Source organism: Bradyrhizobium sp. SPXBL-04 (assembly GCF_051853035.1).
GTDB lineage: Bacteria > Pseudomonadota > Alphaproteobacteria > Rhizobiales > Xanthobacteraceae > Bradyrhizobium > Bradyrhizobium zhanjiangense.
Genome location: NZ_CP182472.1, coordinates 6243138 through 6262183 on the forward strand (window position 1 = coordinate 6243138; position 19046 = coordinate 6262183).

The 19046-nt window shown below is 63.9% G+C and carries 19 protein-coding genes; 10 read left to right on the forward strand and 9 right to left on the reverse strand.

Features of this window, described 5'->3' with window-relative positions:
- Positions 1-37 precede the first annotated feature (37 nt).
- The 4 genes from cyoD to ACNJX8_RS29580 are packed head-to-tail and all read right to left on the reverse strand — an operon-like array spanning position 38 to position 3888.
- Entirely contained in the window at positions 38-427 is a 390-nt protein-coding gene (cyoD, locus tag ACNJX8_RS29565; RefSeq protein ID WP_128935249.1) for a cytochrome o ubiquinol oxidase subunit IV, read from the reverse strand.
- Positions 424-1065: a cytochrome (ubi)quinol oxidase subunit III gene (locus tag ACNJX8_RS29570; RefSeq protein ID WP_128944015.1), complete on the reverse strand. Its 642-nt coding sequence runs from the start codon at positions 1063-1065 to the stop codon at positions 424-426. Before ACNJX8_RS29570 ends, cyoD begins: the two co-directional genes overlap by 4 nt.
- Entirely contained in the window at positions 1065-3065 is a 2001-nt protein-coding gene (cyoB, locus tag ACNJX8_RS29575) for a cytochrome o ubiquinol oxidase subunit I (protein ID WP_439357639.1), read from the reverse strand. The genes ACNJX8_RS29570 and cyoB overlap by 1 nt, the downstream gene beginning before the upstream one ends.
- Entirely contained in the window at positions 3055-3888 is an 834-nt protein-coding gene (locus ACNJX8_RS29580; RefSeq protein ID WP_439357640.1) for a cytochrome ubiquinol oxidase subunit II, read from the reverse strand. Before ACNJX8_RS29580 ends, cyoB begins: the two co-directional genes overlap by 11 nt.
- A gap of 253 nt (positions 3889-4141) precedes the next feature.
- Between ACNJX8_RS29580 and ACNJX8_RS29585 the strand changes: the two genes are divergently transcribed.
- Complete coding sequence (locus ACNJX8_RS29585) at positions 4142-4942, forward strand: SDR family NAD(P)-dependent oxidoreductase (RefSeq protein ID WP_439357641.1); 801 nt, start codon at positions 4142-4144, stop codon at positions 4940-4942.
- Positions 4943-5129: 187 nt separating this feature from the next.
- Here the strand turns inward: ACNJX8_RS29585 and ACNJX8_RS29590 are convergent, their stop codons facing one another.
- Positions 5130-6467 carry a PQQ-dependent sugar dehydrogenase gene (locus tag ACNJX8_RS29590; RefSeq protein ID WP_439357642.1) on the reverse strand — a complete coding sequence of 446 codons (1338 nt, stop codon included), beginning with the start codon at positions 6465-6467 and terminating at the stop codon, positions 5130-5132.
- 228 nt (positions 6468-6695) lie between these two features.
- Between ACNJX8_RS29590 and ACNJX8_RS29595 the strand changes: the two genes are divergently transcribed.
- The 3 genes from ACNJX8_RS29595 to ACNJX8_RS29605 all read left to right on the forward strand — a co-directional run bounded on the left by ACNJX8_RS29595 (position 6696) and on the right by ACNJX8_RS29605 (position 9244).
- The gene (locus ACNJX8_RS29595; protein ID WP_439357643.1) at positions 6696-7886 is read left to right on the forward strand and encodes a urate hydroxylase PuuD; all 1191 of its coding nucleotides are present in this window, start codon (positions 6696-6698) and stop codon (positions 7884-7886) included.
- Positions 7887-8033: 147 nt separating this feature from the next.
- Entirely contained in the window at positions 8034-8891 is an 858-nt protein-coding gene (locus tag ACNJX8_RS29600; protein WP_439357644.1) for a VOC family protein, read from the forward strand.
- 77 nt (positions 8892-8968) lie between these two features.
- The gene (locus ACNJX8_RS29605) at positions 8969-9244 is read left to right on the forward strand and encodes a hypothetical protein (protein ID WP_439357645.1); all 276 of its coding nucleotides are present in this window, start codon (positions 8969-8971) and stop codon (positions 9242-9244) included.
- Here the strand turns inward: ACNJX8_RS29605 and ACNJX8_RS29610 are convergent.
- Positions 9241-10275 (reverse strand): L,D-transpeptidase family protein, encoded by a 1035-nt coding sequence (locus ACNJX8_RS29610; RefSeq protein ID WP_128939596.1) that lies wholly within the window; start codon positions 10273-10275, stop codon positions 9241-9243. The genes ACNJX8_RS29605 and ACNJX8_RS29610 overlap by 4 nt on opposite strands.
- Positions 10276-10457: 182 nt before the next feature.
- On the opposite strand from ACNJX8_RS29610, the gene ACNJX8_RS29615 reads away from it, so the two are divergent.
- Positions 10458-11420: a lytic transglycosylase domain-containing protein gene (locus ACNJX8_RS29615; protein WP_439357646.1), complete on the forward strand. Its 963-nt coding sequence runs from the start codon at positions 10458-10460 to the stop codon at positions 11418-11420.
- A gap of 83 nt (positions 11421-11503) precedes the next feature.
- Positions 11504-11965 carry an NUDIX domain-containing protein gene (locus ACNJX8_RS29620; protein ID WP_128939594.1) on the forward strand — a complete coding sequence of 154 codons (462 nt, stop codon included), beginning with the start codon at positions 11504-11506 and terminating at the stop codon, positions 11963-11965.
- Between the two features lie 243 nt (positions 11966-12208).
- Here the strand turns inward: ACNJX8_RS29620 and ACNJX8_RS29625 are convergent, their stop codons facing one another.
- The gene (locus ACNJX8_RS29625) at positions 12209-13180 is read right to left on the reverse strand and encodes a Bug family tripartite tricarboxylate transporter substrate binding protein (protein ID WP_439357647.1); all 972 of its coding nucleotides are present in this window, start codon (positions 13178-13180) and stop codon (positions 12209-12211) included.
- A gap of 442 nt (positions 13181-13622) precedes the next feature.
- Between ACNJX8_RS29625 and ACNJX8_RS29630 the strand changes: the two genes are divergently transcribed.
- The 4 genes from ACNJX8_RS29630 to ACNJX8_RS29645 all read left to right on the forward strand — a co-directional run bounded on the left by ACNJX8_RS29630 (position 13623) and on the right by ACNJX8_RS29645 (position 16589).
- Positions 13623-14234, forward strand: a complete 612-nt coding sequence (locus ACNJX8_RS29630) for a hypothetical protein (protein ID WP_439357648.1) — start codon at positions 13623-13625, stop codon at positions 14232-14234.
- A gap of 29 nt (positions 14235-14263) precedes the next feature.
- Positions 14264-14506: an HGGxSTG domain-containing protein gene (locus tag ACNJX8_RS29635; protein ID WP_276339323.1), complete on the forward strand. Its 243-nt coding sequence runs from the start codon at positions 14264-14266 to the stop codon at positions 14504-14506.
- Between the two features lie 159 nt (positions 14507-14665).
- Positions 14666-16186: a CYTH and CHAD domain-containing protein gene (locus ACNJX8_RS29640; RefSeq protein ID WP_439357649.1), complete on the forward strand. Its 1521-nt coding sequence runs from the start codon at positions 14666-14668 to the stop codon at positions 16184-16186.
- A 10-nt stretch (positions 16187-16196) separates the two neighbouring features.
- Entirely contained in the window at positions 16197-16589 is a 393-nt protein-coding gene (locus ACNJX8_RS29645) for an avidin/streptavidin family protein (RefSeq protein WP_249760361.1), read from the forward strand.
- Positions 16590-16667: 78 nt separating this feature from the next.
- Here ACNJX8_RS29645 and ACNJX8_RS29650 read toward each other — a convergent pair whose 3' ends face one another.
- Together ACNJX8_RS29650 and ACNJX8_RS29655 are read right to left on the reverse strand one after the other, a co-directional pair.
- A complete protein-coding gene (locus tag ACNJX8_RS29650; RefSeq protein WP_439357650.1) occupies positions 16668-18575 on the reverse strand; it encodes an outer membrane protein assembly factor BamB family protein in 1908 nt (635 codons plus the stop codon).
- Positions 18576-18819: 244 nt separating this feature from the next.
- Complete coding sequence (locus ACNJX8_RS29655; protein ID WP_091893701.1) at positions 18820-18999, reverse strand: hypothetical protein; 180 nt, start codon at positions 18997-18999, stop codon at positions 18820-18822.
- Positions 19000-19046: the final 47 nt, after the last annotated feature.

Genomic DNA, 19046 nt, shown 5'->3' on the forward strand with positions numbered 1-19046 from the left:
TGTCATCACAAGCGGCTCTTCTTTTTTGGGCGGGGCCCTAACTCCGCATCTGCATGATCTGGTCCATCGGCGGCATGTTGGCGTTCAGATGCGCCATGATCCAGACCGTGCCGCCGACCACCAGGAAGACGACCAGGAGGCCGAAGGCGAGCGCCAGCACGTTGTTGGTATTGTCGGGGCCGGTGGTGATGTGCAGGAAGAAAACGAGATGCACGCCCATCTGTGCGATCGCGAGCACGATCAGCGCCACGGGGATGGACGGCTGCCAGACCAGATCGGTGCCGGCGATGAAGAACGACGTCGCCGTGAGCAGCAGGGCCAGGACAAGACCGACAACGTAACCGAGGATACGGACGCCGACACTGTGTTGCTCTTCCTCGCCGGGCGCGAGGTCGTGTTTGACCAACTCATGCGTCTGATCGCTCATGGCGCACTCCCAAGCAGGTAAACCACGGAAAACACGGCGACCCAGATGATGTCGAGCGCGTGCCAGAACAGCGCAAAGCACATCATCCGCCGCTGGATGTCGGCACGAAAGCCCTTGGCGAACACCTGCGCCATCATGGTGAGCAGCCACAACACGCCGGCCGAGACGTGGAGGCCATGGCATCCGACCAGCGAGAAGAACGCGGTCAGGAACGCGCTACGCGACGGGCCATAGCCACGGGCGACGAGGTCGGCGAATTCGCGGAACTCGATGGTGAGGAATATGAGGCCGAGCACGCAGGTCACGGCCATGCCGAGATAGAACCAGAACCGGTTGCGCACGTCGGCGGCAATGCTGGCCATGCCGCAGGTGAAGCTCGACAGCAACAGGCAGACCGTCTCGATCGCGACGTTCTTCTGGTCGAAGATCTCCGAGCCCTTCGGGCCGCCGGCGGTCTGGCCGGCCAGCACGGCGTAGGCCGCAAAGAAACAGGAGAACATCACGATGTCGGAGAGCAGGAAGATCCAGAAGCCGTAGGCGGTCACGATCCGCTTCGGCGCGGGCCCGGTATGCTCGATGACGACACCGATGTGATGGGGATCGGCATGGGCGTGGCCAGCGGTCGCGGTCATCGACATCAGACGGCCCCCGCCATGCTGACGAGCCTGCGCCGTTCCTCCAGATTGACGCGGTCGATGCGGGCGACCTGATCGGCCGGGATGACGTATTCGTCATGGTCGCGCCAGGCGAACAGGACGAAGGTCGCGAAGGCGCCGAGGCCGCCCAAAATCACCATCCACCAGATGTGCCAGATCAGCGCGAAGCCCATGATGGTGGCGAAGAACGCGCAGACGAAGCCGGTCGGCGAATTCCGGGGCATCTCGATGTCCTGATATTCCGGCTCTTCGTGCTCGAGCAGTTGCTGCTTGGCATGGGCCTTCATCTCCCAATAGGCGTCCTCGCCGCGCACATCGGGATTGAACGCGAAGTTGAACACCGGCGGCGGCGACGAGGTCGCCCATTCCAGCGAACGGCCGTCCCAGGGATCGCCGGTGCGGTCGCGCAGGGCCTCGCGGTCGCGGATGCTGACGACGAGTTGCATGATCTGGCAGATCACGCCGATCGTCAGCACCGCCATGCCGACCGCCGCCACCAGCATCCAGGGCCGCCAGACCGCGACATCGTAGTGCTGCATGCGGCGCGTCATGCCGAGCATGCCGGCGACATAGAGCGGCATGAAGGTGATGAAGAAGCCGAGGAAGGTGAACCAGAACGCAGCCTTGCCCCAGCGTTCGTCGAGACGGAAACCGAACGCCTTTGGAAACCAATATTCGAAGCCGGCGAAAGCGCCGAACAGCACGCCGCCGATGATGACGTTGTGGAAGTGCGCCACCAGGAACATGCTGTTGTGAAGCATGAAATCGGCCGGCGGCACCGCGAGTAGGACGCCCGTCAATCCGCCGACGATGAATGTCACCATGAAGCCGACCGCCCACAGCATCGGCGTCGCGAAGCGAATGCGGCCGCCATACATAGTGAACAGCCAATTGTAGATCTTCACCCCCGTCGGCACCGCGATGATCATGCTGGCGATGCCGAAGATGGCGTTGACGTCGGGCCCAGCTCCCATCGTGAAGAAATGATGCAGCCATACCATGAAGGAGATGACGCAGATCGCCATGGTGGCCAGCACCATCGAGCGATAGCCGAACAGTGCCTTGCCGGAGAAGGTCGAGACCACCTCGGAGAAGATGCCGAAGGCCGGCAGCACCAGGATGTAGACCTCGGGATGGCCCCAGGCCCAGATCAAATTCATGAACATCATGAGGTTGCCGCCGGCCTCGTTGGTGAAGAAGTGGAAGCCGAGGTAGCGGTCGAGCAGCAGCATCGCCAGCGTGGCGGTGAGGATCGGGAACGCCGCGACGATGAGGAGATTCGAGGCCAGCGTGGTCCAGCAGAACATCGGCATGCGGAGATAGTTCATGCCTTTGGTGCGCAGCTTCAGCACGGTGGTGACAAGATTGATGCCGGCGACCAGGGTGCCGACGCCGGAGATCTGGAGTGACCAGGCGTAGTAATCGACGCCGACGCCGGGCGAGTAGGACAATTCCGAGAGCGGCGGAAAGGCGAGCCAGCCGGTGCGCGCGAATTCCCCGACCACGAGCGAGATATTGACCAGCAGCGCGCCGGTCGCGGTCAGCCAGAAGCCGACGGAATTGAGCGTCGGGAACGCGACATCGCGCACGCCGAGCTGGAGCGGCACGATCAGGTTCATCAGCCCGATCACGAACGGCATCGCCACGAAGAAGATCATGATGGTGCCGTGCGCCGAAAAGATCTGGTTGTAGTGCTCGGGCGGCAGATAGCCTTGCGACTGGTAGGCGACGGCCTGCTGGATTCGCATCATGATGGCGTCGCTGCCGCCGCGCAGCAGCATTACCGAGGCCAGCAGCACATACATGACCCCGATGCGCTTGTGGTCGACGCTGGTGATCCATTCGCGCCAGAGATAGGGCAGATGCCCCTTGATCACGACCCAGGCCAGCACGCCCAGGATTGCGACCAGCACCACAGCGCCCGCAACGAGCGGAATCGGCTGATCGAACGGAATGGCGGACCAGTCGAGCTTACCGAGCATCGTGGCCTCCACTGTGCGACCGGCCCGCTTCGGATGCGAGCTCCGGTCCAGGACCCGGCGGAATATGCTGGGTCGCGATCAGGTCGAACAGACGCGGATCTTCGAGCCGATAGGTCGGCCGCCCCGTCTCGACGCCTTGCTGCATCAGCTTTGTGTAACTGTCCGCATTCAGCACGGCGTCCGTCTTCGCCGTGGTCGCCACCCACTCCGGAAAGGCGAGCGGCGAGATCACGTTGACGTCGAACATCATGTCGGGGAAGCCGTCGCCGGAGAAATGCGCCGACAGGCCCTGCAGCTTGGCCTCGTTGTCGGCGCGCAGGTTCAGCTTCGTCACCATGCCGTTCATGGTGTAGATCATGCTGCCGAGCTGCGGGATGAAAAACGTGTTCATCACGCTCGACGACGTCAGCTGGAAATTCAGCTCGGCGCCCGCCGGTACGGTCAGCGTATTGACCGTGGCGATGCGCTGATCCGGATAGATGAACAGCCATTTCCAGTCGAGCGAGACGGCCTGGATCCGCACCGGGCTGCCGGTGCCTGGCACGGGCGCTGCGGGATCGAGCTGGTGCGAGCCGATCCAGGCGACGCCGCCGAGCAGGATGACGGTGAGCGCAGGGATCGCCCACACCACCATCTCGACGCGGCCGGAATAGACGAAGTCGGGCTGGAAACGCGCTTTCGGATTGGACGCGCGAAACCAGAACGCGAAGCCGAGGATCGCAACGATGGTCGGCACCACGATCACGAGCATGATGAAGACGGAATCGACCAGGATGGTGCTGTTGGCCGCAGCCACAGGCCCTTGCGGATCGAACAGATTCATCGGCGAGCCACTGGCGGTTGGGAAGCCCCGGGACAGAGCCTAGCGCGGGAAAGGCTCCGCAACAAACGCGATTGCCTGAAAACGGTTCCTGAACCGCAAAGGGTCAGCCATGCGCGATGGGCCGGGCGCAACATGCAATTCCACGTGATCTCAATGACATGAACGCAGAGGCGCGCCCTTCTCTCCGATTGGGGCGATTGCTAATCTGCACGAAAATACTGAATGAACAGACCGAGCCCGGGAGTGAACCGAGATGCGCTTGAAGGACAAGATTGCGATCGTCGTCGGCGCCGGCCAGAGCCCCGGCGAGGGCATGGGCAACGGGCGCGCCACCGCGCTTACCTTCGCGCGCGAGGGGGCCAAGGTCTTGTGCGTCGATCACCAGCTGGAATCGGCGCAGGAAACGGTTGCGATGATCACCGCGGAGCAGGGCACGGCCGCAGCCTTTAAGGCCGATGTGACCAAAGCCGCCGACATCAAAGCGATGGTCGCGGACGCGCAATCGCGCTGGGGCCGGATCGACGTGCTGCACAACAATGTTGGCGTCAGTCTCTCCGGCGGCGATGCCGAATTGCTGCAGCTGACCGAAGAGGCATTCGACCGCGTCGTCGCCATCAACCTGAAGAGCTGCATTCTCGCCGCGAAAGAGGTGATCCCGATCATGCGCGCGCAGAGAGGCGGCGCCATCATCAACATCTCCTCGATGGCCGCGATCACGACCTACCCTTATGTCGCCTACAAGGCGACGAAGTCGGCGATGATCGCCTTCACCGAACAGCTCGCCTACCAGAACGCCGAATACGGCATCCGCGCCAACGTCATCCTGCCCGGCCTGATGAACACGCCGATGGCGGTCGATACCCGCGCCCGCGAATGGCACAAGACCCGCGCCGAAGTCGAAGCCGAACGCGACAGCAAGGTGCCGCTGCGCAAGAAGATGGGCACCGGATGGGATGTCGCCAATGCCGCGCTGTTCCTGGCATCAGATGAAGCGAACTTCATTACGGGCGTGACACTGCCAGTGGATGGTGGGGCGAGCGTGAGGCGGGGGTGAGTGCCAAAGGGACGCTGCACTTACCCTCCCCTGGAGGGGGAGGGTCGCCACGCATGAAGCGCAGCGCAATGCGTAGCGCGGTGGGGTGACGGTCTCTCCGCATCGAACTCTGCCCGAGTGGAGAGATCACCCCACCCCGCTCGCGCTGCGCGCGACCGACCCTCCCCCTCCAGGGGAGGGTGCAGTGTCATTGCGGCACGCGCGTCACCCGCCAGATCGTGCCATTGCCGTCCTCCGATACCAGCAGCGATCCATCCTTCGCCACGGTCACTCCGACCGGCCGTCCCCACACCTCGGTGTCGCTCACCACGAACCCCGTGACGAAATCCTCGTACTCCCCGGTCGGCTTGCCGTCCTTCATCTTGATGCGGATCACCTTGTAGCCGGTGCGCTTTGATCTGTTCCAGGAGCCATGCTGGGCGGCGAAGGCGTCGCCCTGGTACTCGGGCGGAAACTGCGTGCCCTGGTAGAAGGTCATGCCGAGCGAGGCCGAGTGCGGCTGGATCAGCACATCCGGCACCGTCACCTTGTCCTTGAGGTCCGGCCGCGAGCCGGCGTGGCGCGGGTCTTCGTTGCCTCCGATGTAGAACCAGGGCCAGCCGTAGAAACCGCCCTCCTTCACGCTGGTCACGTAGTCGGGCACCAGATCGTCGCCGAGGCCGTCGCGCTCGTTGGTCGAGCACCAGGGCAGACCGGTCTGCGGCTGGATCGCGAGGCCGACGCAGTTGCGGAGTCCGGTGGCGTAGATCTTCCGCTCCTTGCCGTCAGAATTGAACACCAGCACGGCGGCGCGCTCGGTCTCGCTGGCCCAGGCCGCGCCAAGCGGCTGCGCTTTTGACCACGCCTCCATCCCGCCCGGCGGCGTGCCCATGCCCTCTGCGACGTTGCTGAGCGAGCCGACCGACACCAGCATGCGCTTGTTGTCCGGCGTGAACACGATGTCGCGGGTGGAATGGCCGCCATCATGCGGCAGGCTTGCCACGATCGTTTCCGCCTTGCCGCGTGCCTTGAGATCGCCGGCCTGGTAGGGAAAGCGAACGACGCTGTCGGTGTTGGCGACATAGACCCATTGCGGGTTGTCGCCGTTCGGAAAAAAGGCGATGCCGAACGGCTGCCTCAGTCCGCTGGCAAACACCTCGTTGGTCACCTTGCCGCCATCGCCCGCGCGCAGCACGCGGATGTTGCCGGCCCGCGTCTCCGCGACAAAGACATCGCCATTCGGCGCGATCCGCACGACGCGTGGCGTGCGCAAGCCTTCGGCGAACAGCTCGATCTTGAATCCAGTCGGCACCTGGAGCGCAGCCTCGGGCGGACGCGGCACCACGCGCGCGGAGCTTGCAACCGACCGCGTCGCGCCGGGCCTGACCAGATCCTGTGGCCGGATCAACCTGACCGTGCCAGGCCTGTCGGCCCGCCAGTCGCCATAGGCGTCCTTGCCCTGCAGCACCGGCTCACCTCGTGCGCTGGTCGCAGCCGCGACCAGCAATCCCGCGGACAGCGCAACGAACCATAGTCTGTTCTTCACGTCTCCCTCCCGGCCTGCACGTCTCAAACGTCAATATGCGACAACCCGCAACCGTTCTGCGGCAGGTCATGCGCCTGCCGAATTCCACGTCAGCTCATGCCCGTACGATGGGCATCAGCCGCGGCCCATCGTACTGGAAAATGCGGCTGATCGGTGCGACACATTGGCGGGGCGCGACCGGCGGTTGTTCAAAGCTGCGGCATTGGTGTCGCGGCTGATGGGGTGATCATGTGGGGATCCGTCATATCGGAATGGACGAGCCTGCTGCTGCGCTGGCTGCACGTGGTTGCCGCGATCGCCTGGATCGGCAGTTCATTCTATTTCATCGCCCTCGATCTCAGCCTCAGGCCCAAAAGCGACCTGCCTGATGGCGTGCAGGGCGAGGCCTGGCAGGTCCACGGCGGCGGCTTCTACCGGATCATGAAATATCTGGTCGCACCGAGCCAGATGCCGGACGAGCTGACCTGGTTCAAATGGGAGGCCTACACCACCTGGCTGTCCGGCTTCGCGCTGATGGTGGTGGTGTATTATCTCGAGGCCGATTTATTTCTGGTCGACAAGGCGATCCTCGACCTCACGCCATTCCAGGCCGGCCTGTTCAGCTTCTTTAGCCTCGCTCTGGCATGGCTGCTTTATGAGGCCGCGTGCCGCTCTGGGCTTGCGCAGCGCGAGCTGCCCTTCGCTATCGGCGGCTATTTGTTCCTGGTCGCGCTGACCTACGCCTTCACCCATGTGCTGAGCGGTCGTGGCGCCTTCAACCAGATCGGGGCGATCATCGGCACCATCATGGTCGCCAACGTCTTCGCGCTGATCATCCCGAACCAGAAGAAGATCGTGGCCAGCCTGATCGCGGGACAGGCGCCCGACCCGAAGCTCGGCAAGGCCAGCAAGGAACGCTCGGTCCACAACAACTATCTGACCTTGCCCGTGGTCGTGCTGATGATCAGCAACCACTATCCCCTGCTCTACGCCACGCGCTTCAACTGGATCATCGTCGCGATCATCCTGGCGCTCGGCCCCGTGATCCGCCATTTCTTCAACGCGCGGCATGCGGGGCGCAAATCGCCGTGGTGGGTGTGGGGCGTCGCAGCAATCGGCGTGATCGCGATCCTCTTCCTCTCCGCCGCCGGACCGCGCGACGTCAAGACCGGCGCGCTGCCGGCACAGCCGACGCTCGCCAATGTCGAGGAGATCGTGATGTCCCGCTGCAGCATGTGCCACGCGGCCGAGCCGGTCTGGGCCGGCATCGTCACTGCGCCGAAAGGCATATTGCTTGACGCGCCCGAGCACATCCATCGCAACATCCGCCTGATCGGGCGTGTCGCGGCCTGGTCCAATGCGATGCCGCCGGGCAATGTCACCGAGATGACCAGCGAGGAGCGCGCCATTCTCGCCGCCTATGTCGAGCAGGCGCATTGATGCCGTCCCGCGTCGGCACGGCATTTCGCGGAATGAAATTCCCGCATCTCCCACCGAATTGAAAATGACTCGACCGTCTATCCGGCGTAGACAGGAGCCGTGGCCGCCGCCGCGGCCAAAGTCAGTTGCATGCGCGGGGAAAGAACAGTGGCTCTCAAGAACGTCATCGGTATCGACCACGCCGTGGTCATGGTGAAGGATCTCGACCAGGCTGCCGAGAATTACCGGCAGCTCGGCTTCACCGTCTCCCCGCGCGGCACCCACAGCGTCCATATGGGCACCGGCAACTACACCATCATGTTCGACCCCGACTACATGGAGCTGCTCGGCGTGCTCGCTGCGACCGAGCTCAATGCCCCGGCGCGCGCCTTTCTCGACAAGCACGGCGAAGGCATCGAGCGCATCGCCTTCACCGCAATCGATTCCGCCGCCGGCGCCGAGGAGATCCGCGCACGCGGCCTGGCGCCGATCGGCCCGACCGATTTCGAACGGCCGGTGACGCTGCCTGATGGCACGGTCTCGGCGGCGAGATTCCGTACCTTCATGTGGCCGACCGCGGAAGCGCCCGGCGGCGTGCGTATCTTCGCCTGCCAGCACAAGACTCGCGAGACGGTGTGGATTCCCGAATTGATGAAGCACGCCAATGCGACCAGGCGGATCAAGCAGACGCTGATCGCAACGCCTGAGCCTGCGAACGAGGCCGCGCATCTCGGCCGGCTGATCGACCGCGAGCCGAAAACGGCTGCCGACGGCGCGGTCACCGTGCCCTCCGGCGGCGACCGTGCCGACTTCGTCTATCTGACGCTGGACCAGCTCGGCAAACGCTATCCCGGCGTGCCGCTCGCGGGCCTCTCAGAGCGCGGCGGCGCGGCGCTGGTGCTCATCAGCGGCGATCTCGCGGCAACCGAGAAGGCGCTGGGATCAGTCGCTGTGCGCAGCGGAGCTGCGATCTGCGTGCCGCCGGCCAAGGCCAACGGCACCCTGCTCGCCTTCATTGCGAGCTGATTTGAACTAATTCTTTAACGCGTATTTACCCAGCGGCTCTAGGATTTCCGGCAGTCCAAGCCGCCGGAGCCAAGCGCATGTTCGAAGAGGGATCGCCGATCGCCTATGACGCGCCGGCCGAACTGAAGAAGTGGCCGTCGCTGAAGGGGCAGAGGCAGAAGGACCGAGGCCCGCCCTATCTCGTCTACAACGGCACGCTCGCCGACTGTGTCCGCGAGCTGATGGGCAAGCCGATCAAAGGCATTTCGCTCTACGACATCATGACGAAGCCGCAACCGGCCTTCGACCAGACCGTGCTGTCGCCCGGCGATGCCGCCGAGATCGCGATGCGCAAGGATTTTCCGAAAGACTAATTCGAGGCGCGGCTGCCGGCCGTCTTGCCCTGCTGCCTCGAGGACGTATCCGTCGGCGCATCGAGGAAGACGACGGGTGTGCCGCGCTTCACGTTCTCGCCGAGCACACGCGCATCCCAATTGGTGAGCCTGATGCAGCCGTGAGACGCGGACTTGCTGACCCTGTCGGGCTCTGCCGTTCCATGAATGCCGTAGCCCTGCGCCGACAGTCCGATCCAGTACGAACCCACCGGATTGTTCGGCCCCGGCTTGATGTCGAACGGCCTTTTGGATTTGACACTCTTGAACTTGTACTCGGGATTGTAGTGATAGGTCGGCTGCTCGTGGGTGCCGGTCACCTTCAGCGTCCCCATCGGTGTCGGACGATCCGGACTGCCGATTGTCGCCGGGTAGAACGCGATGAGACGACCGGAGCCGTCGAACGCCTTCAACGTCGCTCGCGTCTTGTCGATCTCGACCCGCGCAATGCGCGGAAGCTCCCGTTGCGCCGGAACGTTGGCCACGACGATCGTCTCGCCGGATTTGTCGAAAGCCTTCCTTGGATTGAGCGTCTTCAATAGCTCCTCGCTCATGTGGAATTTTTCCGCGAGCCCTTCGAGCGGACTGGTGTAGCTCAGCGCCTCCAGTGACTTCATCTCGTCGAGCTTGGCCGGCAGCCTCTTGAGGAACGGCCCCTTCACGTCTGCGTCGGTGATCGTGTAGTCGACGACGACGGGACCTTCGCTCGCTGCGTTCAGCTGGTCCCACAGTTCCGGGGCAATCGTCTTGTCGAAGGCGATCCCGTTCTGCTCGGCGAACGCCTTCATCGCCTTCTGCGCGTTCTCGCCGAACTTGCCGTCGATCTGGCCGGGCGAGAATTGCGCACGATCGAGCAGGATCTGAAGCTTCGTCACCGAAGCGTTGAGCTTATCGGTCGCCGGCTGCTTTTCGGGACGCGCAGCATCATTCACCGCCACTGCGTCGAGATTGCCCGCGAGTGCCGGGCAGAAGATCCAGAGCGACATCACCGCACCAAGCATCCATCGCATCATGATGGCTCGTCCCAATTCGCAAAGTGATCCGCAAAACCGCGGAGAGTTTCTCTTTGGAAACACCGTAGTAACACCGACGGAACCCATGAGACCGCAGCTTTGCCGCAATCGCGCGGTTAAGAATTCCTTATCGCCGGCGCATCGCTGGCCGTTCATCCCACAGTTCGAGGTTGCCCCAGCAAATGCGATTTGTCGTCGCGGCTTGCGCCGCGTTCATGATTTTGATGTGCGACCTCGATCCGCCGGCGTCCCGGCAAACATCAGCATTCGACACCACTACTCTCCAGAACAATCATGCCTCGCCACTTGTTCCGGTGGTCGAACTCTTCCTCGCCAGCGTGCAGGCCGTCGAGCTCGCCAATGCACACGCGGCCCTTGAGGAGAATAGCGAGCCGCCGCGCGCGGCCGAAACCGTCGCCGAGGGTCCGGTTTCACCGACAGACCGATTCTGCCACGCGCTTCGCGAAGCCGCCGAGGCCAGCGGCATTCCGGTGCCGTTCTTCGCGCGCCTGATCTGGCAGGAGAGCCGCTTCAAGTCGAACGAAGTCAGCCACGCCGGCGCGCAGGGCGTCGCGCAATTCATGCCGGAGACCGCCGCCGAGGTCGGACTCGATGATCCCTTCGATCCCATGAAGGCGCTGCCGGCATCGGCAAAATTCCTACGCAAGCTCCGTGACGATTTCGGCAATCTCGGCCTCGCCGCAGCCGCCTACAATGCAGGTCCCGGCCGCATCCAGAAGTGGCTTGCCAAGGAGAGCGAGCTGCCGCGCGAGACGCGCGACTATGTTCGCATCATCACCGGCACCAAGGCCGAGGACTGGACCGAGCGCGCGGAAGCGCTCGCGATCCGGATCGACTTGCCGCGCGAGGCGCCGTGCGAAGGCATCGGCAGCCTCTCGAAAGCCAGGGATGTCGCCTGGGTTCCGGTCAACCTGACGCCATCGGTCACGACCATCATCCGCAAAGCCGAACAGCTTGCCGCGCGACTGATGGCGAGCCGCGCCCGCAAGCGATTCGCAACCATGCTCCGGAAGAACACTTCGGCGCACGGCAAGGCGCGCAGCATGATTGCAGCACGCGCGGCCGGCAACAGTGCGAAGGCCCGCGCCATCCGCTTCGCATCGCGCGAACGGCCTTCCGGCTAGTTTTGGAGCCGCGCGAGCGCTAAAACGCTCCGTTCCACTTTCCCGGACAGGGGGATGGACCCTGTGTCTGCACGGAACTTGCGATGCCATTGAAGAGTGCCGGGATCATCGCCTATCGGAAGCGCCGCAGGCTCGAGGTTCTCCTCGTTCATCCTGGAGGGCCGTTCTGGCGCAACAAGGATCTCGGCGCATGGTCGATCCCGAAGGGCGAATATGCGGACGAAGAAGATGGGGAAATCGCCGCGCGGCGGGAGTTTGCCGAAGAGCTTGGGCTTGAGCTGTCCGTGCCGCTGATCGCGCTTGGAGAGGTCAAGCAGCGCGGCGGCAAGCTCGTCACCGCGTTTGCTGCCGAGCTCGACATCGATACGAGCAGCCTTCGCAGCAACACCTTCGAGATCGAATGGCCGCCCCGCAGCGGCAAACGGCAGACCTTCCCGGAGGTCGATCGTGCCGAATGGTTCACGCTCAAAGAGGCGCAGGAGAGGATCAATGCAGGACAACGCCCGCTGCTTGATCGGCTACAGCGACTGGCCGGCGGCGAATAGGCGCGTCGCTTACACCGGCTTATCGCGAGCTTCGAAGGCAGCCGCGAACGAGGTGCGCTCCCTCTCCCGCTTGCGGGAGAGGGTTGGGGAGAGGGTGTCTCCACAACGGGACAATCCCCAAGAGGAAAGAGCCCTCACACGGCGCTACGCGCCGACCTCTCCCGCAAGCGGGAGAGGTTAAGAAGAGCCGGTGGCGAATAGGCGCGTCGCGATGACGGCTATTTCGAGCAAAGCCAGACTTTCCTACTCCGCCTTGATCGCGGCGGCAACGACTTCGGCAAGCTCCTTCGTTTCCTTCGCGATCTTGGCGGCATACTCAGTCGGGCTGAGCACGCTGACCACGCCCTGCGAGCCGAGCTTCTCTTCAACCGCCGGATCCTTGGCAGCGGTGACGATCTCCCGGTGCAGCGTCTCCAGGATCGGTGCCGGTGTCGCCTTCGGCATGAAGAAGCCGACCCAGAACGAGATGTCGAAGCCGGGATAGCCGGCTTCCGCGACGGTCGGCACATCAGGCAGCGCCGGCAGCCGCTCGGCTGAGGACACCGCAAGCGCGCGCAGCTTGCCGGCCTTGACCAGCGGCACGGCAGAGAGCGGATCGAACACCGCCAGCACCTCTTGCGCGAGCAGGCCGACCTCGGATGCCGAACCGCCGCGATAAGGCACGTGGATCATCTTGATGCCGGCCTTCTGGCTGAGCAGCTCCATGGCGAGATGGGCGAGATTGCCGTTGCCGCCCGAACCGTAAGCGAGCGCGCCGGGGGCGGCCTTCGCGGCGGCGACGAGATCGGCGACGGTCTTGATGCCGGCGGTCTTGGGATTCTCCGGATTGACCACGAGCACCAGCGGCGCCGAGACCACGGTCGTGAGCGGCGCGAAATCCTTCTCCGGATCGTAGCGGATATCTTTGAACAGCGTCCTGTTGAGCGTGATGGTGGACGAGTTGCAGGCGAGAATGGTGTAGCCGTCGCCTTCCGCACGCGCGACGCCTTCGGCGGCGATCATGCCATTGGCGCCGGCGCGGTTCTCGACCACGAAGGGCTGGCCGAGCTTGTTGCTTAAGCGATCGCCGATGATGCGCGCGACAACGTCGACCGGGCCGCCGGCGCTGAAGCCGACCATGATCTTGACCGGGCGCGCCGGATATTTCTGCGCGAGCGCCTGTGTCGTGACGCACAATCCGGCGACAATCGCCAACAGGCGAAGCGTTCGTTGCATTCGTTCCCTCCCCAGACCTCATCGCGCCGCTTGTGCATGCTTGTTGGTGCGACGCATTCGAAGGTCGATGATGAGCGGCGGCGCCGGAATTCGCAATCGCGTTTGCGCGTCGGCATTCCGCCGCGCGGCACGAAAGAGCAGCTCCGCAACAAAAAATGCGAAAACAACCCCATGCACAGTAGCCGACCGTTGTCGAAACAAGGACTTGGGCAGGACAAGGCGAATTTCTGGTATTGCGAATTCGAATTGACACGTCGGGCAAAACACCGGCATAATGGCATGATCGCAACAGCCGTGAGCGCCCAGGCCATTTCAGCCCTGCACGCCGCGAGCTGGTTGCGCGTAAGTCCTTCATCGACATCTGAAAATTGCAATCACCGCGCGGCACGCGCGCGACCGGCTTCGCGCCGCAAGCGCTCGCGCCCGCAAAGGACCTTAGGACATGACGTCAACTCCCCATCGCACCAGCACGTTACCGATCGCGGCAACGGATTGCAGCAGACCCACGCCCCGGATCAAGCTCACCCGGCGGCGCCTGGAGATCCAACATCCCGACCCGCAAGCCGGCGAGCGGCTGCTGGCTGAGGCGCTCGGCGCCGTCGATCGCGACGCGCTGCACGGCATCCTCCAACAATTGCTCAAGGCCAGCGTGATCGAGCAGAAGCCAAATGAGGCCAACCTCGCCTTCATGATCTCGATGATGAAGAGCATCGCACCCAGGGATTCGGTCGAGGCCATGCTGGTGGCGCAGATGGTGTCCGTCCACGTCGCGGCGATGCGCTCCGCCTGCCGCCTCGCCTTCACCGACCATCTGCAGCAGCAGGAAGGCGTCACCCGCGCATTGACCCGGCTGGCTCGCACTTTTGCAGCCCAGATCGAGGCCCTCAGCCGCCACCGCAGCAATGGCGAGCGCGCCATCACGGTGCAGAATGTGTCGGTGCAGGACGGCGGCAGCGCAATCGTGGGCAACGTCACGCAGCACGCGAACGTGATCGTGGCGGAGGCGAGCGCGACGGATAAGACTGCGAATGCAGAGAACGGCGCCAGCGCATGAGCCGCGATCACATCCGCAATACAGATGCCATGCAGTCGAGCCCACGCTGCGGCGCACGGACGCGCAGCGGTACCGTCTGCCGCGCGCCGGCGAGGCAAGGCAAGGCCCGTTGCCGCATGCACGGCGGCGCACGGAGATCAGGCGCACCGAGGGGAAATCAGAATGCGCGGAAGCATGGCGCGTTCGCGCAAGACGGACTCGCGGAGCAGCGGGCGATCCGGGAGTTGCTCGGCGAGACAAGGAAGCTGCTGGCCGAGCTGAAGTCGGGCTAGCCCACGGAGGGGCGGTAGCGATTTTCAGGAATTCGACAACTCAATGATCCATCAACGGTCCATATGTTCCCATACGGTCCGTCTGTGAGCCATTGCATCGCGGCGTCGGAACTTCCCGCACTGGCATCGCTTTGAATTCGACAAATGGAAGAATTCGCCATGACCTCCGAAACGGAACTGAAATTCCGCGTTGCGCCGCGAAACTTGTCGTCAGTGTTGCGGAAGGGCCGTTTGAGCGGGCGGCGCGGCGACCAGTGCGAACAGTCGCTCGCGTCGACCTACTACGATACGACCAAGCATAAGCTCAAACGCCATGGCGTGACGTTGCGCGTCCGCAAGATCGAGGGCCGCTACGTGCAGACCGTGAAAGCCGGCGGCGCGGGCAGCGTGACGCGGGGCGAATGGGAGCACGAGGTTTCCGGTGCAAACCCCGACCTGAGCAAGACGAGGCATACGCCGCTCCAGGACCTTGCGACCCGAAAGCTCCCTCGCAAGCTAAAGCCGGTCTTCCGGACCGACATTCATCGCATGGCGCAGGCGCGACGCGTCAGGAAGAGCCAGATTGAACTTGCGGTCGACCGCGGTCGCATCAGCGCCGGACGCCATTCGCGGCCGGTTGCCGAGCTGGAGCTGGAACTGAAGTCCGGCCATGTTGCAGACCTGTTCCGCCTTGCCCGCGATGTCGAGCGCAGAACTGGGGCAGAGCTCGATCTGCGCTCGAAGGCCGAGCGAGGTTATCTGCTCGTCGCGGGCAGTGGCGGCGGCGCGCAACGCGCCGAGCCGATCGCGCTGAAGGCTGGGCTGTCGCCGCGCGAGGCCTTCCGGATCATCGCGCATTCGACGCTGCGTCACGTCACGGCGAATGCCGATCCGGTGCGTGACATGGACGCCGAAGGAGTCCATCAGATGCGCGTCGGCCTGCGGCGCCTGCGGGCGGCCATCTCGCTGTTCGCCGATATCTTGCCGCGCGCGAGCACTGCGCGGATCAAGGCCGAGCTGAAATGGCTCACGGGCGAACTGGCGCCTGCGCGTGAAATCGACGTGTTCCTGAACGAGAGCATCCGGCCGATCACCGAGCAGGACGTGCCGCGACGCGGCGCCCGCGCGATCCGCAAGAGGTTCTCCGGGCAACGACAGGCGGCATTCGAGCGCGCACGCGAGGCGGTGATGTCGGGGCGTTACCGCCGCCTGCTGATCGACGTGATCGAGTGGATCGAAGGCGGACGGCCTCACACCGATGACGATGGCGCGATCGCCGCCTACGCTGCGGAGATTCTCGATCGGCGCATCCGGAAGGCGCGCAAGCAGGGCAATCGACTGAACGATCTCGATCCGATGCAGCGTCACAAGCTGCGGATCAAGATCAAGAAGATTCGTTACGCCGTGGATTTCTTCGAGAGCCTCTACAGCGATGGCGACCAGAACGAGCTCGCAGCCCTGTCCGACCGGCTGAAGCAGATTCAATCCGCGCTGGGATCGCTGAACGACTTCATGGCGCATCGCGAGCTGGCGACGGAGGCCGCATTGACGGCGCCGCCTGCGCACCGCCGCGCCCAGGCTTTCGCAGCGGGCTTCATCGTCGGTGCGGAACGCAAGGCCGCGGACGGCCTGATGAAGGACGCAGCAAAGGAGCTGCATCGATTGCGCCGGCTGCGCGCGGCGCCGAATGGACGAGCGTAGGAGAACCGACATGGGATCCGATGTGGCTTGGGTCGGCAATTGGCGAAATCAATTCGGCTCCATCTTGCGCATCACTGATGATGCGAACGGCCGCATCGCGGGGAATTTCGAGACCGCGCTCGAAGACAGCGGCTTTTACGGGCAAGCGGTGCCGGTCACCGGGTTTCACAGGGGCAATTGCATCGCCTTTGTCGCGGTAGGCTCGTCTGCGACGGGCGACCGGGCCGTCTCCTATACCGGACTGCTGCGTCACGGAAAGATGGAGACCGCCTGGTTCGTGGTCGCAGACCAGGCGCTGCGCGCGTCCAGGGAGGGCGAGCCGGCGAAGCTGAAACCGGTGAATTGGTGGCGCGCCGTGACCACGAACGTCGATACGTTCGAACGGAGCTACGGCCCATCATAAATCGTGTCCGCTTCGCTCTGCTTACGGCGCACAGCGGACTTTCTCGTGAATTCCAGCCGCGTTGCGCGAAAACTCCCCCTACTGTCCGTCCACGGAGAAGGCGAGCAGCACGTTGCCGGGCGCGGTACCATAATTTGTGTAGCCCGAGTTGACGTAGAGGATGCCTCCGGCGATCACCGGTCCCGGTCCATCGAGCGAGCCGCCATGCGCCGACACGCCGTTTACGGTCGCATAGTCCCGCATGGTGTCGACGTCCCAGATGATCTCGCCGCTCTTGGCGGCATAGGCCCGCAGGTGGCCGTCCAGTCCGCCGGAGAATACCACACCAGGAATGGCGGTTACCGCAGCCGACTGCGCAGGGCTGCATCCCGGCCGATCTCCGCAGCCCGGATGTGCCGCGTGCCAGACGATCTCGCCCGTCGCCTGGTTCATCGCATACAGCCCGCCGCCCTGATTTGGATCGAGCTTCATGGGTATCCCGAAGACCGATTTCTGCGCGCCGGCGGCGGCCGGAGGCACGGGCTTCATGCCGACATCCGACACCGCGACATAGACGTTCGCATCATCCGCAGCCGAGCCCCATTGCACGCCGCCGAGCGTGCTGCCGAGCCCCACCCGGCGCTGCCAGATGATGGCTCCATCGCGGTCCGGATCGAGCGCGTACACCATGCCGGATTTCTGGCCGGCAATGAGCGCACGACGTCCGTCAGGTAGATCGACCAGCATCGGAGAGGAGCCGAAATCGAAATCGGGACCCTTGGTGCCGGGGCAGTTAGCGCGATACTGGCTGCTGCACGCGATGTTGTAGGCATCACCCTCGGTCAGCTGCCGCGACCAGGCGAGCCGTCCGGTGCCCAGATCGAAGGCCACAAACGCGTCGGAGGTCGTGGAGGCCGGGTCCAGATAACTGTCGCCCGTCGTCGCATAGATCCGACTTGTCTTGAGGTCGACGGTCGGCGACGACCAGATCGCGCCGCCAGAGGGTCCGAAGAGTTGGACACCGATCTCGTTGAGGCGGATTGGCTGGGCCGGCGGGCTGACATAGCCGCGCCACAGCACCTCGCCGGTCCTGGCGTCGAGCGCGGCGATCAGACCGCGGAAGGTGCAGCAAGAATAGCGTGGGTCGATCGCCAATACCTCTTCGACGGAGGAGACTGGCGCATAAAGCACATTATTGGCCAATGTCGGCGCGCCCGTAATGACGGCCCCCGCATGCGTATCGACACGTTGCCTCCACAGCAGCTTTCCGCTCTCGGCATCGAGCGCATAAGTTTCACCGCGTTGATCGCCGAAATAGGCGGTCGTTCCCCGCTCATCCTCGCCGATGGTGATCGCGGTGCGTACGCCGAAGCCGGCGTCGAACACCCAGCGCTGGCAGCCAAGTCTGGCATCCAGCGCATAGACCTTGCCCCCTGCACTGCCCACGAAGACCCGGCCGCCCCAAACCGTCGGCTGCGCGTAGGCTCTGGTATCGCCGGGAAAGCCGAACGCCCATTTGAGCTTCAGGCGCGGAACATCGTCCGGCGAAAGCTGGGCCATGGCAGCGGGTTGAAACCGGTGTTGAGCGATGTCGACGCCCCAGCCGTTCCAGCGCGGCAACGAAGCGTCCGCCAGCGCGGGGCCCCGCTCACCGCACGTGGAATCCGGCAGTGGTTGCTGCTGCTCCGGCGCTGTCCCGACGAGATAGCGAACGATGGCCTGAATTTCGCGTTGGCTCAGGTCGCGCCCCTGCTGGCTCATCATGCCGAACATCAAGGCAAAGCTCATCCGCTCAGGCCTGAATTGCCGCAGCGCGTTGGCGTCAGGCGCGCGTGCCACACCACCCTCGTGGCACGATGCGCAGCGCGTGCGGTAGAGCGCCTCGCCACGCGAGTTTAGCGCCTCCTCCGCATGATCCGGAAGCACGCCAGTGAGCAATATGCCCACTCCAAGCAGGAGGCGTGCGGAGAGCGTGCATCCAGAGCGGCGCCTGGCCGTACCCGTCATTCTCGCCTCCCTCGCATAACTGAAGCCTGCTTCGGCAACAGAAGATCAGCGCGCGGTCGTCAACGCGTACCACGAATAAACAACCAAAGCGAGCTTGAGCGATCCAGGATTACCGGAGGGGATCATTCTCCCGATACGGTCCTATCACGGGCCGCCCGCGCCGCGGCTTATCCGCTTGCGGCGGCGTCTGCCTCGTAGGCGCTTCGGCGGATTCATCGGGACTTTAGGCGGATTGATGTCCGCGCTAGCGCGGCGTGATCTCATTGACGGCAGCAATCTGCAGCCCAGCCTCGTTCAGCGCTTCAGTGATCTGCTTGGCCAGCAGCTTGGCTTCTTCGGTTCCGATTTGGACGTCAGGATGTCCCTTGAAGAACGCGCAAACCGTCGTGGCGATGATGGTATTCACCTGGTGCGGATCATCCATTTTCTGCACGCGAAATTGCGAATGACGTCACCGGATCGCCAGTGCGT